The organism is Protaetiibacter sp. SSC-01, assembly GCF_014483895.1.
Classification (GTDB): Bacteria; Actinomycetota; Actinomycetes; order Actinomycetales; family Microbacteriaceae; genus Homoserinibacter.
The window spans coordinates 2,845,597-2,861,302 of sequence record NZ_CP059987.1 but is presented as its reverse complement, the minus strand read 5'-3'; the positions used below and the strand labels follow the sequence as shown (position 1 = coordinate 2,861,302).

Annotated in this window: 10 protein-coding genes; 1 reads left to right on the top strand and 9 read right to left on the bottom strand. The window is 70.8% G+C overall.

What is annotated here, in order from left to right; translation table 11 throughout:
* The first annotated feature begins 104 nt into the window (after window positions 1-104).
* Window positions 105-2,294: an ATP-dependent Clp protease ATP-binding subunit gene (locus H4J02_RS13505; RefSeq protein WP_187675053.1), complete on the top strand. Its 2,190-nt coding sequence runs from the start codon at window positions 105-107 to the stop codon at window positions 2,292-2,294.
* Here H4J02_RS13505 and H4J02_RS13500 read toward each other — a convergent pair.
* The 9 genes from H4J02_RS13500 to H4J02_RS13460 form a co-directional block, all read right to left on the bottom strand.
* Entirely contained in the window at window positions 2,239-4,857 is a 2,619-nt protein-coding gene (locus tag H4J02_RS13500) for a putative Ig domain-containing protein (RefSeq protein ID WP_187675052.1), read from the bottom strand. The two genes, H4J02_RS13505 and H4J02_RS13500, sit on opposite strands and share 56 nt — an antisense overlap.
* A gap of 113 nt (window positions 4,858-4,970) precedes the next feature.
* On the bottom strand, window positions 4,971-6,290 hold the full coding sequence (locus tag H4J02_RS13495; protein ID WP_187675051.1) for a hypothetical protein: 1,320 nt from the start codon (window positions 6,288-6,290) through the stop codon (window positions 4,971-4,973).
* Between the two features lie 214 nt (window positions 6,291-6,504).
* Complete coding sequence (gene acs, locus H4J02_RS13490; RefSeq protein WP_262406135.1) at window positions 6,505-8,475, bottom strand: acetate--CoA ligase; 1,971 nt, start codon at window positions 8,473-8,475, stop codon at window positions 6,505-6,507.
* Between the two features lie 147 nt (window positions 8,476-8,622).
* Entirely contained in the window at window positions 8,623-9,621 is a 999-nt protein-coding gene (locus tag H4J02_RS13485; protein WP_187675050.1) for an LLM class F420-dependent oxidoreductase, read from the bottom strand.
* Window positions 9,618-11,324, bottom strand: coding sequence for a long-chain-fatty-acid--CoA ligase (locus H4J02_RS13480; RefSeq protein WP_187675049.1), 1,707 nt, complete (start codon window positions 11,322-11,324; stop codon window positions 9,618-9,620). Before H4J02_RS13480 ends, H4J02_RS13485 begins: the two co-directional genes overlap by 4 nt.
* A complete protein-coding gene (locus tag H4J02_RS13475) occupies window positions 11,321-12,337 on the bottom strand; it encodes a MerR family DNA-binding transcriptional regulator (RefSeq protein WP_187675048.1) in 1,017 nt (338 codons plus the stop codon). Before H4J02_RS13475 ends, H4J02_RS13480 begins: the two co-directional genes overlap by 4 nt.
* A 215-nt stretch (window positions 12,338-12,552) precedes the next feature.
* On the bottom strand, window positions 12,553-13,614 hold the full coding sequence (locus H4J02_RS13470) for a low specificity L-threonine aldolase (RefSeq protein WP_187675047.1): 1,062 nt from the start codon (window positions 13,612-13,614) through the stop codon (window positions 12,553-12,555).
* Window positions 13,615-13,698: 84 nt separating this feature from the next.
* Window positions 13,699-14,796, bottom strand: a complete 1,098-nt coding sequence (locus H4J02_RS13465) for an ABC transporter permease (protein WP_187675046.1) — start codon at window positions 14,794-14,796, stop codon at window positions 13,699-13,701.
* Complete coding sequence (locus H4J02_RS13460; protein ID WP_187675045.1) at window positions 14,793-15,677, bottom strand: ABC transporter ATP-binding protein; 885 nt, start codon at window positions 15,675-15,677, stop codon at window positions 14,793-14,795. The genes H4J02_RS13465 and H4J02_RS13460 overlap by 4 nt, the downstream gene beginning before the upstream one ends.
* Window positions 15,678-15,706: the final 29 nt, after the last annotated feature.

The following is a 15,706-nucleotide window of genomic DNA, read 5'->3' as shown; positions in this document are numbered from 1 at the left end:
CGTTCGCGCCGGGCGAAGCGCGCATCCGTCGGAGGCCTGTGCATTTTGCGCGCCGTCGGGCTAAACTTGAGCCAACGCAACTCAAGTCTTTCACCCGGAGGATCATGGCGAACATGCAGGGCGCTCCCTCGTCGCAGGAGGAGCCCAAGAGCGCTCTCGAGCAGTACGGCATCAACCTCACCGAGATCGCCAAGAGCGGCAAGCTCGACCCGGTCATCGGGCGCGATGCCGAGATCCGTCGCGTGAGCCAGGTGCTCACGCGGCGCACCAAGAACAACCCCGTGCTCATCGGCGAGCCCGGCGTCGGCAAAACCGCGGTCGTCGAGGGCCTCGCGCAGCGCATCGTCGCGGGCGATGTGGCCGACTCGCTCAAGGGCAAGCAGCTCGTCTCGCTCGACCTCGCGGCCCTCGTCGCGGGCGCCAAGTACCGCGGCGAGTTCGAGGAACGGCTCAAGGCCGTGCTCAAGGAGATCAACGAGTCCGACGGCCAGGTCATCACCTTCATCGACGAGCTCCACACCCTCATGGGTGCGGGCGGCGGCGAGGGCTCCGTCGCGGCCGCCAACATGCTCAAGCCCATGCTCGCGCGCGGCGAGCTGCGCATGATCGGCGCCACGACGCTCAACGAGTACCGCGAGTACATCGAGAAGGATGCCGCGCTCGAGCGCCGCTTCCAGCAGGTCTACGTGGGCGAGCCGTCCGTCGAGGACACGATCGCCATCCTGCGCGGCCTCAAGGAGCGCTACGAGGCGCACCACAAGGTCGCGATCGCCGACAGCGCGCTCGTCGCCGCCGCGACGCTCTCCAACCGCTACATCACGGCCCGCCAGCTACCCGACAAGGCGATCGACCTCATCGACGAGGCCGCATCCCGTCTCAAGATGGAGATCGACTCGAGCCCCGTCGAGATCGACGAGCTCAAGCGCGCCGTCGACCGGCTCAAGATCGAGGAGCTCGCGCTCAAGAAGGAGAAGGACGCCGCGTCGAAGGAGCGGCTCGAGAAGCTGCGCGCCGACATGGCCGTCAAGGAGCAGCAGCTCGACGCCCTCCAGACCCGCTGGCAGGCCGAGAAGAGCTCGCTGCACAGCGTCGGCGACCTCAAGTCGCGCCTCAACGACGCGCGCATCGAGCTCGACCGCGCGATGCGCGAGCAGCGCTACCAGGACGCGTCGAAGCTCAACTACGAGACGATCCCCGCGATCGAGCAGCAGCTGCTGCAGGCCGAGGCGATCGAGCAGCAGGGTCCGCGCATGGTCAACGACCAGGTGACCGACGAGGACATCGCATCCGTCGTCGCGGCGTGGACCGGCATCCCCGTCGACAAGCTGCGCCAGGGCGAGACCGAGAAGCTCCTCGGGCTCGAGGCCGAGCTCGGCAAGCGCCTCATCGGCCAGCGGGATGCCGTGCGCGCCGTCGCCGAGGCGGTGCGCCGCTCGCGCGCGGGCATCTCCGACCCCGACCGCCCGACCGGGTCGTTCCTCTTCCTCGGCCCCACGGGCGTCGGCAAGACGGAGCTCGCGAAGGCGCTCGCCGCCTACCTCTTCGACGACGAGAAGGCGCTCGTGCGCATCGACATGTCGGAGTACGGCGAGAAGTTCGCCGTCTCGCGGCTCGTCGGCGCCCCTCCCGGCTACATCGGCTACGAGCAGGGCGGCCAGCTCACGGAGGCCGTTCGCCGGCGTCCGTATTCCGTCATCCTGCTCGACGAGGTCGAGAAGGCGCACCCCGAGGTCTTCGACGTGCTGCTGCAGGTGCTCGACGACGGGCGCCTTACCGACGGCCAAGGCCGCACGGTCGACTTCCGCAACACGATCCTCATCCTCACGTCGAACCTCGGCAGCCAGATCCTGATCGACCGCGACATGAGCTGGAACAAGAAGCAGGACGCCGTGCAGGAGCTCGTGCGCCAGGCGTTCAAGCCCGAGTTCGTGAACCGCCTCGACGACATCGTCGTGTTCGCGCCGCTCTCCGAGGCCGACCTCGGCCAGATCGTGTCGCTCTACGTCGACAAGCTCGAGCGCCGCCTCGAGGAGCGCCGCCTGCAGCTCGCGGTGACCCCGGATGCGCGTGCCTGGCTCGCCGAGAGGGGCTACGACCCGATCTACGGGGCGCGCCCGCTGCGCAGGCTCATGCAGCACGAGATCGACGACCGGCTCGCGAAGGCCCTCCTGTCGGGCGAGATCCGCGACGGCGACACCGTGCGGGTCGACCTCGACCGCGCGAGCGGATCGCTCTCGGTCACGCGTTTCGAAGAGCCCGCTCCGACGACGGGCGAGTCGCCGATCGCGCTCTGACCCGTCTCGCGAGCGCGCCGACGAGCAGGCCCGCGGCGATGAGCGCGAGGCCGAGCCCCGTGGGCGCAGCCGGGCTGAGCGCCGCGCCGGTCGCCGCGAGATCGCCGTCCGGCGCGAGCGGATCGGGTCCGCCGTACGCGAGGACCGTGAGCCCGCCGTCGCCCAGCTGCGAGATGTAGCCGATCGACCCGTCGGGGGCGAGCGCGAGGCCCGTCGCGAACCCCGTATTCGGGATGGTCTTCAGGATCGTCGCCGATGCGATGTCGACGGTGAACGCGACCGTGACGCCCTCACCCCCCTGGTTGGCGTGTGCGGGCGGCGCGATGACGTAGGCCTCGAGCCCGCCCGGCTTCACCCACATCACGCAGCCGACGGCGGGGCCCACAAGCGGGATGCTCCGCTTCACCGTGCGGGTCGCGACGTCGAAGAACGCGAGGCTGTGCGGCGTGTCGCACGCGAGTGCCGTCGCTCCGTCGGGCGTGAACGCGATCTCGCTCGGCGTGGATGCGTCGATCGGCACCGCGGCGCCGGTCGCGAGGTCGATCGCGTACATGCCGCTCGAGCTCGAGATCCAGGCGGCGGCGCCGTCGGGGGTGATCGCGACGGAGTCGCCCGTGATCGGAAGCTCCCGCGGCGACCCCGGTGCGGCGAGGTCCACGATCCACACCGACTGCCCGACCGCGACGACCGTGCTCCCGTCGGGGCTGAAGGCGACGTCTTCGAGGTTCCCGGTCGTGGGCACCGACGTCGTCGCGAGGGTCGCCGTGTCGACGAGCACGATGGCGGACGAGGCCCCCGAGAAGGTGGATGTGACGGCGACGAGCGACCCGTCGGCGCCCACGTCGACGCCGCCGGCGCCCGAGATCGCGACGCTCGCACGGACGGTCCCCGTGGCGGTGTCGATGACGTCGAGCGCGTCGCCCGTGGCGTAGGCCGTCGCGCTGTCGGGGCTCACGGCGACATCGCTGTACCCGACGCCCGCGCGGAGGGTGCCGACGACCGTGTCGGGCCACTGGACCTCTCCCGCGATGACGGGGATGACGACGATCGCGACCGAGGCCGCGAAGCCCTCCCAGCGCGCCGTGACGGTGTGCGTCGAGGCGTGGCGGAAGGTCACCGTGCTCCCCACGACGACGTCCGTCGCGACGTCGCTCGAGAACGTCACCCCCGAGGAGAGCGGCACGGTCGCGCCCCCGTCGAGCCGGGCGGCCACGGCGAGCGAGATGGTCGATCCCTGCAGCACGCGCGACGCGGAGGGCGTGATCGCGAGCGACTGGACCTCCGCCGGATCGTGGATGAGAACCGAGAACGGCGCCGTCCCGGAGTGCCCGGCGGCATCCGTCACCACGACGGTGAAGGAATAGCTCGCCCCCGTCGGCGGCGGGGTGCCGGTGAGCGATCCGCTCGCGGCGTCGAGCGTGAGCCACGAGGGGAGATCGGATGAGCTGAACGACACCGGCAGGGTCGACGGGTTGACCGCCGAGAGCGTCGCCGGACCGTAGGACTTGCCGCCGACGCCGTCGGGAAGGGTCGTGGTCGTGATCCTCGGCCCCTCGAAGGCGTAGATCTCCACCGACGATGTGCCCTCGTTGGCGACCCACAGCTCGCCGCCGTCCGGCGTGAGCGCGGCGCCCGGTCGGAGGTCGCCGTCGAGCGTCTGCGTGACGGCGGCGAGCGTCGACGCCTCGAGAACCGCGAGACCCGCCTCGGTCGTGACGGCGAAGACCGTCTCGCCGTCCGGCGTGACGACGAGTTCTGCGAAGAGCCACCCCCCGAGCGGGATCCCGGCGCTCGATGCCGTGGCCGTGCGGGTGGCCGTGTCCACGCGGACGACCTCGCCGTCGCCGCCCTGGCCCATCCCGACGAAGGCGGCGCTGCCGTCCGGGGCGAACGCGACGACCGTCGCCGCCTGCGGCATCGGGATCGACGCGACCGCGTCGAGGTTCGCCGTGTCGAAGACGGTGACGCCCCCGTTCGCATCGCCGGGCACCCAGAGCTCGGTGCCGTCGGGCGAGACGGCGAGGAGCTGAGGCGACCCTCCGACGGGGAGGGTGGTCGTCGCCCATGAGCCGACGTCGATGACGGAGACCGAGCCGTCGGTTCCGTCTCCGCCGTTGCCCACGTACGCAGTCGATCCGTCCGGCGAGAACGCGATGCCGGTCGGGGACCCGCCCACCACGAGCGTCTCGATCACGACGCGAAGCTGGGCGTCGATGACCGAGACGGTGCCGCCGTCGACGTTCGACACGAGCGCGACGTCGCCGTTCGGACTCATCGCGATCTGCGTGCCGAGACCGGTGTCGCCGACGGGGATGGCGGGCGGCAGCACGGTGCGCGACGCGACATCGACGACGTCGACGACGTCCGCCCCTTCTCTCACGACGAACGCCGTGGCTCCCGCGGGGTCGAACGCGACGTCGAGGGCCCACGGGAGGGGGACGCTTGCGACGACCGAGTTCGGCCAGTCGCCGGCGCTCGCGGCGGTCGGCACGAGGGCGACGCCCGCGACGACGAGCCCGGCAGATACGAGCGCGAGGGCGCGGCGCGGTGCTCCCCTCGGCATGCGGGAACGCTACCGCAGGGGCGTCGGCGGAGGCGAGGGCTGCTCGGCATCCGGCTCCGTCACGACGACGACCCCCGGGAGATGCCGGGGGCCGTCGTGTGTGTCGACGCGCGTCAGGCGTTGCGCGAGCGGATGCGGTGGAACGCCCAGGCGACGCCGAGGCCGATGAGCACACCGCCGATCACGAGCACCCACGGAGCGAGGCTGCCGAAGGTCATGCTCGCGGCACCCGCGTGGAGCTCGGTCGCGCCGTCGGCCAGGCGGCCGGTGCCGTCCTGGAGCGATGAGGCGCCCTCGGCGAGCTGAGCGCTTCCGTCTCGGGCCGTCTCGGCGCCCTCGGCGAGCTGCGAGGTGCCGGCCGCGAGGTCGGACGCACCGGTCGCGAGCGTGCCGACGCCCGTCGCGAGGGTGCCCGCGCTGTCGGCGAGCGTCTGCGAACCGGCCGCGAGGCTCTGCGTGCCCGAGGTGAGGCGGCTCGCGCCGGCCTGCAGGTCGGCCGCGCCCGCGGCGAGGTTCGCCGCACCGGCCTGGAGCGGCTGGATCTTCGACTTGTAGAGGTCGATGCCGGGGATCAGCTTCGTGTTGAAGTTGTTCGTGATCGCGCCGTTCACACCCGCGGTGATGCTGCCGAGCGCCTGACGGATGGTCGGGGTCGACGTCGCCGAGGTGGTGCCGTTGACGGCGTTCGCGAGGCCGAGGAAGGCCTGGTTGAGCCCGTTTGCCTGCCCGCTGATGGTCGCGAGCTTCACCTTCAGGTCGTCGATCGTCGCCTGGTCGATCTCCTCGCCGTCGGACCAGCCGACCACGATCGCCAGCACGGTGTCGGTCTTCTCCTTGGTGTCCGTGGCGACACCCGCGTAGGTGTTGGCGCTGCCGGCCACGCCCGCGAGGAGCGTGTAGCCGCCGCTGAAGGCGGTGGCGATGCCCGTCGTCGGGTCGGTGAGGCCGTCGCGCAGCGCCTCGGCGCCGGCGCGCACGTCGCCGACACCGGCTACCGCAGCGGCGGCACCGTCGGCGACCGTCTTCGCGCCCTGCGAGACCTTGAGCGAGCCCGCGCTGAGCGAGGCGGCACCGGATGCGGCCGTCTGCGCGCCCGCGGCTGCGCTCGCGGCACCCGCGGCGAGACGTGAGGCGCCATCCGCCGCATTCGCGGCGCCCGCGCTGAGCTTGTCGGCGCCCTCGGCGGCGCTCGCAGCACCGTCGGCGAGGCGCGCGTTGCCGTCGGCGAGCGAGGCGGCGCCTTCCGAGAGGGTCGACGTGCCCGTGCGGGCGGTCGAGAGGCCGTCGGCGAGCTGGCTCGCGCCGGCCGTGATCTTGTCGCTCGTCAGCATGAAGAGCAGGAACACCGTGAGCAGGAGCACGGCGAGCACGGTCAGGGCGGTCTTGACGCCCGCGCCGTGGCGGTGGATTCGGGTTGCTGTCGCGCTCGTCATTGAGCACTCCTTCGTCGCTGGACTGGAGGTGAGGGGATGCTCCGCCCGCGGGACGAGCCGCCTTTGGCCGCCGTTGGCCGGAGTGGGCAGACGCTAACAGTCGCGCGGGATATCTCGACGTCAAGATGTCGCCGAGGGCCAGTCGGGAGGGCGTGAACGACGGTTCGCTTGTGGGGTTGCCACTACGCGCTCGAGCGCAGGGTTCTCCGCAGGCTCAGCGGCTCGCGAGCAGCTCCGCGATGCGCGCCGGGCCGCCCGGGTTCTGCAGGCTCGTGGTGTCGCCGAGCGGGCGGCCGTCGACGATGTCGCGCAGCAGGCGGCGCATGATCTTGCCCGAGCGGGTCTTCGGCAGCTCGGGCACGAGGTGGATGTCGCGCGGCTTCGCGATCGGGCCGATCGCGGTCGCGACGTGCGCGCGCAGCTCGGCCACGGCATCCGGCCCCACCTCGCGCGAGGGGATCACGAACGCGACGATCGCCTCGCCCGTGACGGCATCGTCAGCACCCGTCACGCCGGCCTCGCCGACGAGCGGATGGGCCACGAGCGCCGACTCGATCTCGATCGTCGAGAGGCGGTGGCCCGACACGTTGATGACGTCGTCGACGCGGCCGAGCAGCCAGACGTCGCCGTCGGCGTCGGCTTTCGCGCCGTCGCCCGAGAAGAAGTAGCCCCGGTCGGCGAAGCGCCGCCAATACGAGTCGAGGTAGCGCTGCGGGTCGCCCCACACGGTGCGCGCGAGCGAGGGGAAGGGATGCGGGATCACGAGGTAGCCGCCCGCCCCCGGGGGCACGGGGTCGCCCTGCTCGTCGACGACGAGCGTCGAGAGACCCGGGAGCGCCTTGGTGGCCGAGCCCGGCTTGATCGTCGAGAGGCCCGGGATGGGCGCCATGATCGCCGCGCCCGTCTCCGACTGCCACCACGTGTCGACGATCGGCGCCGTGCCGGCCCCGATGTTGTCGCGGAACCACACCCACGCCTCGGGGTTGATCGCCTCGCCGACCGAGCCCAGCAGCCGGATGCTCGAGAGGTCGTGCTCAGCGGGCACGCCATCCGGGAACCACGTCATGAGGGTGCGCACGAGCGTGGGGGCCGTGTAGTAGACGGTGACGCCGTAGCGCTCGATGATCTCGAAGTGACGCGTCGGCCGCGGGGTGTCGGGCGTGCCCTCGTAGATCACCTGCGTCGTGGCGTTACTGAGCGGGCCGTAGATCTCGTAAGTGTGCGCGGTGACCCACGCGAGGTCGGCCGTGCACCAGTGCACGTCGTCGGGCTTCGCGTCGAACGCCGCCCAATGCGTCCACGACGCCTGCGTGAGATAGCCGCCGCTCGTGTGCACGAGGCCCTTCGGCTTCCCCGTCGTGCCGGAGGTGTAGATGATGAAGAGCGGCGTCTCGGCGGGGAACGCCTCCGCCTCGTGGGTGTCGGGCTGGCGGTCGACGACGTCGTGCCACCACACGTCGCGGCCCTCGGTCCAGGCGATGTCGCTGCCCGTGCGACGCACGACGAGCACGTGCTCGACGTGGTCGAGGCCCGCGACCGCGGCGTCCGCGTTGCCCTTCACGGGCACGGCCTTGCCGCGGCGGAACTGGCCGTCGGTCGTCACGAGCAGCTTCGCGCGCGTGTCCTCGACGCGGAAACGCAGGGCGTCGGCCGAGAACCCGCCGAACACGAGCGAGTGGATGGCGCCGATGCGGGCGATCGCGAGCGTCACGATGATCGTCTCGAGCAGCACCGGCAGGTAGATGACCACGCGGTCGCCCGTGCGGATGCCGAGCTCGGTGAGCGCGTGCGCCGCCTTCGCGACCTCCCGCTGCAGCTCGCCGAAGGTGAGGCTGCGGGTGTCGCCCGGCTCGCCCTCCCAGTGCAGCGCGACCTTGTCGCCGAGCCCCGCGTCGACGTGACGGTCGACGCAGTTCACGGCGACGTTGAGGGTGCCGTCGGCGAACCACTCGGCGCGCGGCGGCTGCAGGGTGCCGTCGTCGGCGAGGGCGGGGGTCCAGTCGAGGCCGCGCGTGAACGGGGTCGCCCAGGTGAGGCGGCGGGCGGCCTCGACCCAGAAGGCATCCGGGTCCTCGGCGGCGCGCGCCCACGCATCCGGGGCCACGTTCGACGTCGCCGCGAGCTCGGGCGGGGGCGCGTAGGCCCGCGTCTCCACCAGCAGTTCTCGAATCGGCGCGTCAGTCACGGCCTCGACGGTAACCCCGCGGCCGCGCCCGCCCGAATCGAGCCGCAACGCGGTGTCATACGTGGCGCGGCTGGAGCTACGACCTCACGGCGGGAGTTGTTTCTCCCGCCGCCCGGTCGTGGCTCCAGCCGCGCCATGAACCCCGAGTTACGAGAGCGCCGGGATCACCGTCTTCTCGAAGAGCTCGACGCCGGAGCGGTCGTACGCCGAGTCGGGGAAGTAGTGGATGCTGTAGCCGAGGCCCAGCTCCTGACGCTCGCGCAGCACCTCGATGACCTCGTCGGGCGTGCCCGCGATGCCCTCCTTCGAGTCGACGCCGCGGTACTGCGACACGATCTCGGCGGCCTTCGCGTCGCCGATGTGCGTCGCGAGGCGGGCCTCGTAGGCGTCGACCTTGCGCTGAACCTCGACGGGCGTCTCGGCGATGATCGTGTTGAAGTTGCTCGAGCGCGTGATCGCGTCGAAGTCGGTGCCGAGCTTCTCGCAGTGCCCGCGGAGGATCTCGCTCTTGCGCGCGAACTCCTCGGCGCCGCCGTTGAAGTTCGTGTACTTCGCGTACTGGGCCGCTATCTTGAGCGTCACCTTCTCGCCACCGCCGGCGACCCAGAACGGGATGCCGCCCTCCTGCAGCGGGCGCGGCTCGACGATCGCGCCGTCGACCTGCCAGAACTCGCCGTCGAGGGTCGCCGTGCCCGTCGTCCACGCCTGGTGCATGACCTCGACGCCCTCGCGGAGCGCGCGGAGCCGGGCAGGCGCATCCGGGAACCCGTAGCCGTAGGCGCGCCACTCGTGCTCGTACCAGCCCGCGCCGATGCCCATCTCGAGCCGCCCGTTCGAGATGAGGTCGACGGTCGCCGCGACCTTCGCGAGGTAGGCGGGGTTGCGGTAGGCGACGCACGTGCACATCTGGCCGAGGCGGATGCGCGAGGTGGATGCCGCGAACGCCGCCATGAGCGTCCACGCCTCGTGGGTCGCCTCCTCGCTCGGCACGGGCGTCGTGTGGAAGTGGTCGTACACCCACAGCGACTCCCACGGGCCGGCCTCGGCCGACTGCGCGAGGTCGTGCATGACGCCCCAGTGCCTCGCGGGGTCGATCCCCACGAGGTCGAAACGCCAGCCCTGCGGGATGAAGATGCCGAACTTCACTTGGTGCCCTTCTCTGCTCCGGATTCGATCAGCTGGTCGCGCACCTTGCGGCGCAGCACCTTGCCGATCATCGATTTGGGAAGCTCGTCGACGAGGTGCACGCGGCGCGGCACCTTGTAGGCGGCGAGCTGCTGCTTCGCCCACGCGCGCAGCGCATCCGTGTCGATGTGCGCGCCGGGCGCCGGCACGACCGCGGCCACGACGTGCTCGCCGTCGCGCGCGTTCGGGATGCCGACGATCGCGACATCCACGATGCCCTCGTACTTGCGCAGGGTCTCCTCCACCTCGGACGGCGACACGTTGAAGCCGCCCGTGATGACGAGCTCCTTGATGCGGTCGGTGATCGTGACGAAGCCGTCGTCGTCGACGCTCACGATGTCGCCCGTGCGGAACCAGCCCTCGGTGAACACCTCGGCCGTCGCCTCGGGCTTGTTCCAGTACCCGGAGAAGACCTGCGGACCCTTCACGACGAGCTCGCCGGGCGTGCCCGGCTCGACGTCGACCGTGGGGTCGTCGGGGTCGACGACGCGCACCTCGGTGCCGGGCAGCGGCAGGCCGACGGTGCCCGCGCGGCGGTTCGGCGCGACGGGGTTCGCCATGAGCACGGGGGAGCACTCGGAGAGGCCGTAACCCTCAACAAGGTAGCCGCCGGTGAGGGCCTCCCACGGCTCGACGACCTCCTTCGAGAGCGGCATGGCGCCCGAGATCGCGATCTCGATGCCCTCGAGCGAGACGCCGCGCTCCTCGGCGGCCTTGCGCAGCCGGTCGTAGAGCGGCGGCACGGCGGGCAGGAACGTCGGCGGTCGCTTCTTGAAGACGGGGATGACGAGGTCGGGGTCGGGCTTCGGGAACAGCACGAGCCGCGCGCCCATGCTCATCGCGAAGGTGAGGCTCAGTGTGAGGCCGTAGGCGTGGAAGAGCGGTAGCACCGCGTGCACGGATGCCGTGCCCCGCTGGATGGACGGCACCCACGCGCGCGCCTGGGCGGCGTTCGCCATGAGGTTGCGGTGGCTGAGGGTGGCCCCCTTGGGGTTGCCGGTCGTGCCGCTCGTGTACTGGATGAGCGCGACGTCCTCGGCATCCGGACGCGGCACCGTCTCGGGGATCTCGGGGCCGTCGAGCAGCTTCTCCCACGGCGTCGTGCCGTGCACCTCGGTCGTGAGCTCGGCGCGGCTCTTGCGGGCCTTGTCGAGGGGGAGCTTGAGCAGGGCGCGCATCTTGAGCGGGAACGCGCGCGTCATGTCGACGGAGACGATCGCGTCGAGCGCGAGGTCGCGGGGGAAGTCCTGCAGCGTCGGCACCGTCTTGTCCCACGCGATCGCGACGCGCGCGTGGTGGTCCTCGAACTGGTGTCGCAGCTCGCGCGGCGTGTAGAGCGGGTTGTGCTCGACGACGATCGCGCCGAGGCGCAGCACCGCGTAGAACGCGACGACGTGCTGCGGGCAGTTCGGCAGGATGATGGCGACGCGGTCGCCGGCCTTCACGCCGAGGCGGCGCAGGCCCTCCGCGGCGCGGCGGATGTCGGCGCCGAGCTCGGCGTAGCTGGTCTCGCGGCCGAAGAACTCGAGCGCGACGTTCTTGGGATAGGTCTCGACCGACTCGGCGATGAGGTTCGACAGCGATCCGGCGGGGATGTCGAGCTCATGCGGCACGCCGGGGGCGTACGAGTCGAGCCAGGGCTTCTCTGCGGGCGACCGAGTCACCCGTCGAGCCTACGCGCAGCCCGTCGCACCATGAACTCCACGGCCTCGTTCATATTGATGGGGTGCAATCCGACGCCGGGGTGCTGCGACGGCCAGACGCGCATGATCTCGTCGACGAAACCCTGGCCCACATCCTCGACTCCGCCGAAATCGATGTCGATGTCGGCGAAGGGTTCCATGCCTTCCATGAGTCGTCGTGCTTCGGAGCGGGAGACGAACGTCACACCGGACCCGAAGAGCTTGACCGTGGGGCGACTCCGACTGAATCCCCGATCGTCGTCGGCGAACTCGGCGAACACCGCACGGAGCGTCCTGGGAGGGGGGATCGGGATGCTCGCCTCGACCATCGTCCCCGTCCGAACGGTCGAGATACCCAGCGCGACGTCGCCCCGCTCGTTGTCGATGGTGAGCCTGAAGCCGTTTGCGGAGATGCGGAAAACGCCGACAGCCTTCGAGGTGAAGAAGATGCCTTCGCCGGTGTGCCTCTCGCTCCAGGTGGTGCGCTTGCCCTTCGTGAGCTCCGCGGCTGCGTCGAGGTCGCGCTCCAGGGCGAGCCCGGCCCGAAGGTGGGCGAAGGCGCCTCTCCCGTCGTCGGCGACGCGGAACGCGATCTCTTGAGGAGACGACCACACGGCGACCTCGGACGTCGTGCCGCCGCTGTGGTCGATCGCGTTGTTGAGCATCTCGGTGAAGGCGTAGGTCGCGATCCGGACGCCCTCCTCGTAGCGGTCGAGGTGGAGCGCCTCGGCAGCCGCTCCCCAGACCAAGGCCTCGTCGAGGCCATCGAGACTCCGCGACCCACGCCAGTCGGGCGTACGCGCGGGCACGATCTCCGGTTGGGGAAGCGCACCGCTGAGCGAGGAGGCGACGGCATGCGGATCGAACATCCGATGGCCGCCCGGGCTTCGTTCGGAGGGGATCCTCCCCGCGTCCGCGAGTCGCCGGAGGGTCTTGATCGGGATTCCGAGGCGTTCGCTCAGTTCGCCGATGCGTACCGGCTCGCGCGTCGCCATTCGTGTGACCTCGAATCTCTCCGAACGGGGAGATTCTCACACGCGGTGGCCTCAAAATCTACCCGAATGAGGAGATTTTGCGGATCATGGCCCGAAGAAATTGCTCCCTTGGGGAGTTTTTGGAAGGGAGCGACGGGAATCTTCCCGCTAGGAGAGGCTTCGAGGGTGGGCCCGCACCCGTCTTTCGAGTCGGGGTTCCCGACTCGCTCATCCTGTCAGCGCGCGAGCTCCTCGCGGATGGCGGCGACGAACGCGTCGATGTCGGCCTCGGTCGTGTCGAAGGCCGTCATCCAGCGCACCTGGCCGGCCGCGCGATCCCAGTCGTAGAAGCGGAAGCGCGCCCGGATGCGGTCGGCCGCGTCGTTCGGCAGCACCGCGAACACCGCGTTCGCCTGGGTCGCCTGGCTGAACGAGAGGTTCGGGATCGAGCCGTCGGCGATGCCCGCCTCGAGCGCCGCGCGGAGGCGCGCCGCCATCGCGTTGGCGTGGCCGGCCGCCCGCAAGCCGACGCCGTCGAAGAGTGCGAGCAGCTGCGCGCTGAAGAAGCGCATCTTGCTCGCGAGCTGCATCGTCGTCTTCCGCAGGCGCACGATGTCGGCGACGCGTTCGGGGTTCAGCACGACGATCGCCTCCACGCCGAGCGCGCCGATCTTGGTGCCGCCGAAGCTCAGGATGTCGACCCCGGCATCCGTCGTGAACGCGCGGAACGGCACGCCGAGGGCGGCCGCGGCGTTCCAGATGCGGGCGCCGTCCATGTGCACGGCGAGGCCGGCGGCGTGGGCGGCGTCGACGATCGCGCGCACCTCGTCGGGCGTGTAGAGGGTGCCGAGCTCGGTGGTCTGGGTGATCGACACGGCGGCGGGCTCGGCGCGGTGCTCGTCGTCCATGCCCCACGCCTCGGTCGCGAGCAGCTCGGGCGTGAGCTTGCCGTCGGGCGTCGGCACGACGAAGAGCTTGAGGCCCGCGACCTTCTCGGGGGCTCCGCCCTCATCCGTGTGGATGTGGGCCGTGCTCGTCGCGACGACCGAACCCCAGCGCGGCAGGAGCGCCGTGAGCGACACGACGTTGGCGCCCGTGCCGTTGAACACGGGGAACACCTCCGCGCGCTCGCCGAACTCGGCGCGGATCACCTCGCCGAGGCGGGCCGTGTAGACGTCCTCGCCGTACGAGATCTGGTGGCCGCCGTTGGCATCCGCGATCGCGTCGAGCACCTCCGGGTGGATGCCGGCGTAGTTGTCGCTCGCGAAGCCGCGGAAGTCGCTGTCGTGCAGAGTCACCCCACCATTGTTCCCGTTCCGCGTGTTCGCACCCGTTCCTTCGGGAACAAACACGCGGAACGGCAACTAACCCGGAGGGGGTCGCTAACCCTTGAGGGCCTCGGCGAGCTTGACACGCTGCCCGAGCCGCAGGAGCGAGTTCTCGTAGATGCGGGCGCCGAGCGCGATGACCGCGAGGCACGTGCCCACGAGGATGCCGAGCGACAGCAGCGGCTCCCACCACTGCGCGTCGCCCGTGAACAGGCGCAGCGGCATCCCGATGGGCGCCGAGAACGGCACGTACGACATGACGGTCACGACGACCGGGTTGTCGTTGAAGAACACGACCGCGAAGTAGGGGATCATCACGAGCATCGTGACGGGCGTCGTCGTCGAGCCGATGTCCTCGAGGCGCGACACCATCGCGCCCGTCGCGGCGAAGAGCGACGCGAGCAGCACGAAGCCGAACACGAAGAAGATCGCGAACCACACGAACGGCATGCCGAGCCCCAGCAGCAGCTCGCTCTGTCCTGTGACGCTGAGCGACACGATCGCGATCGCGAGCAGCAGCGCCACCTGGCCGAGCGCGAGGATCGTCGTGCCGATGATCTTGCCCGCGAGCAGCACGCGCGTGGGGATCGTCGCGAGCAGGATCTCGACGATGCGGGTCTGCTTCTCCTCGACGACCGACTGCGCGATGGTCGAGCCGAATGTCATCGCCGAGAGGAAGAAGATGAGCCCGAAGCCGATCGCCACGATGTAGCCGAGGAACTCGGCGGCACCGGATGCGTCGAGCAGCTCCACGTCGGGCGTCACGCTGAGCGCCTGCACGACGCCCGTCGGCACGCTGTCGTCGCCGAGCACGGTGAAGCCGAGCGTGCTGTCGGACGGGAGGATGGCCGCGTCGACCTCGCCCTCGCGCAGGAGCGCCTCGGCATCCGCACGCGTCGCGACATCCTGGGCGTCGAGGTCCGCGCCATCCGGCAGCGTGGCCCCCGCGACGACCGCGACCTTCGGGTCGGGCGCGTTCGCCGACACGAGGGCGCTCACGACGATCGAGCCGAGCAGCAGCACGAGCATGAGCCCCGTCGACACGAGGAACGCGACCGAGCGCAGGCGCACCATGATCTCGCGCTGGGCGACGAGCCAGACGCTGCGTCCCGTCGAGTAGGGGCGGGCGGCGGGGGCGTGTGCCGTGGTCATCGCACGACCTCCTTGAAGATCTGGGAGAGGGTCGGATGCTGCCTCGCGAAGTCGGAGACCCCGCCTCGCGCGACGGCCGCCTCGAGAACGCGCTGCGCCGCCTCGGGCGTCTCCGCGTCGAAGAGGGCGTAGCCGCCGTCGGCCTCGATCACGGCGATGCCCGCCTGCTCGCGCACCCATCCGGCATCCGCGTCGGTCTGCAGCTGGTAGCGGAGGGTGGCGTGCTGCGCGCGCAGCTCTTCCCGCGGGCCGGCGGCGCGGATCGTGCCGTCGGCGATGATGACGAGGTCGTCGCACAGGCGCTCGACGATGTCGAGCTGGTGGCTCGAGAACAGCACGGGGATGCCCTGGTGGGCGCGCTCCGCGAGCACCTCGGCGACGACGTCGACCGCCATCGGGTCGAGCCCGCTGAACGGCTCGTCGAGCATGAGCACGTCGGGCTCGTGTACGAGCGCCGCCGCGATCTGGGCGCGCTGCTGGTTGCCGAGCGAGAGCTTCTCGATGTTGTCGTTGGCGCGCTCGGTGAGCGAGAGGCGTGCGAGCAGCTCGTCGGTGCTGCGCTTCGCGTCGGCGGGCGTGAGGCCGTGCAGGCGCGCGAGGTAGATGAGCTGCTCGGCGAGCTTCATCTTCGGGTAGAGGCCGCGCTCCTCGGGCATGTAGCCGAAGCGGCGGCGACCGGTGGTGCCGAGCGGCGCGCCGTCGAGCGTGACGGTGCCGGCATCCGGCTCGAGCACGCCGAGCACGATGCGCATGGTCGTCGTCTTGCCCGCCCCGTTGCCGCCCACGAACCCGGTCATCCGGCCGGGGGCGACGTCGAAGCTGACGTCGGTCAGCACGCGTCGCGTGCCGTAGCTCTTGCTGACGTCTCGGATCTCGAGCACGGAACCTCCCTGGGTCGCGACCCAAGCTA

What these genes read in the sequence shown, in the direction of transcription:
- H4J02_RS13465 (WP_187675046.1), bottom strand. Translation starts at nt 14,796, where the DNA reads ATGACCACGGCACACGCCCCCGCCGCCCGCCCCTACTCGACGGGACGC.
- H4J02_RS13475 (WP_187675048.1), bottom strand. Translation starts at nt 12,337, where the DNA reads ATGGCGACGCGCGAGCCGGTACGCATCGGCGAACTGAGCGAACGCCTC.
- H4J02_RS13495 (WP_187675051.1), bottom strand. Translation starts at nt 6,290, where the DNA reads ATGACGAGCGCGACAGCAACCCGAATCCACCGCCACGGCGCGGGCGTC.
- H4J02_RS13500 (WP_187675052.1), bottom strand. Translation starts at nt 4,857, where the DNA reads ATGCCGAGGGGAGCACCGCGCCGCGCCCTCGCGCTCGTATCTGCCGGG.
- H4J02_RS13505 (WP_187675053.1), top strand. Translation starts at nt 105, where the DNA reads ATGGCGAACATGCAGGGCGCTCCCTCGTCGCAGGAGGAGCCCAAGAGC.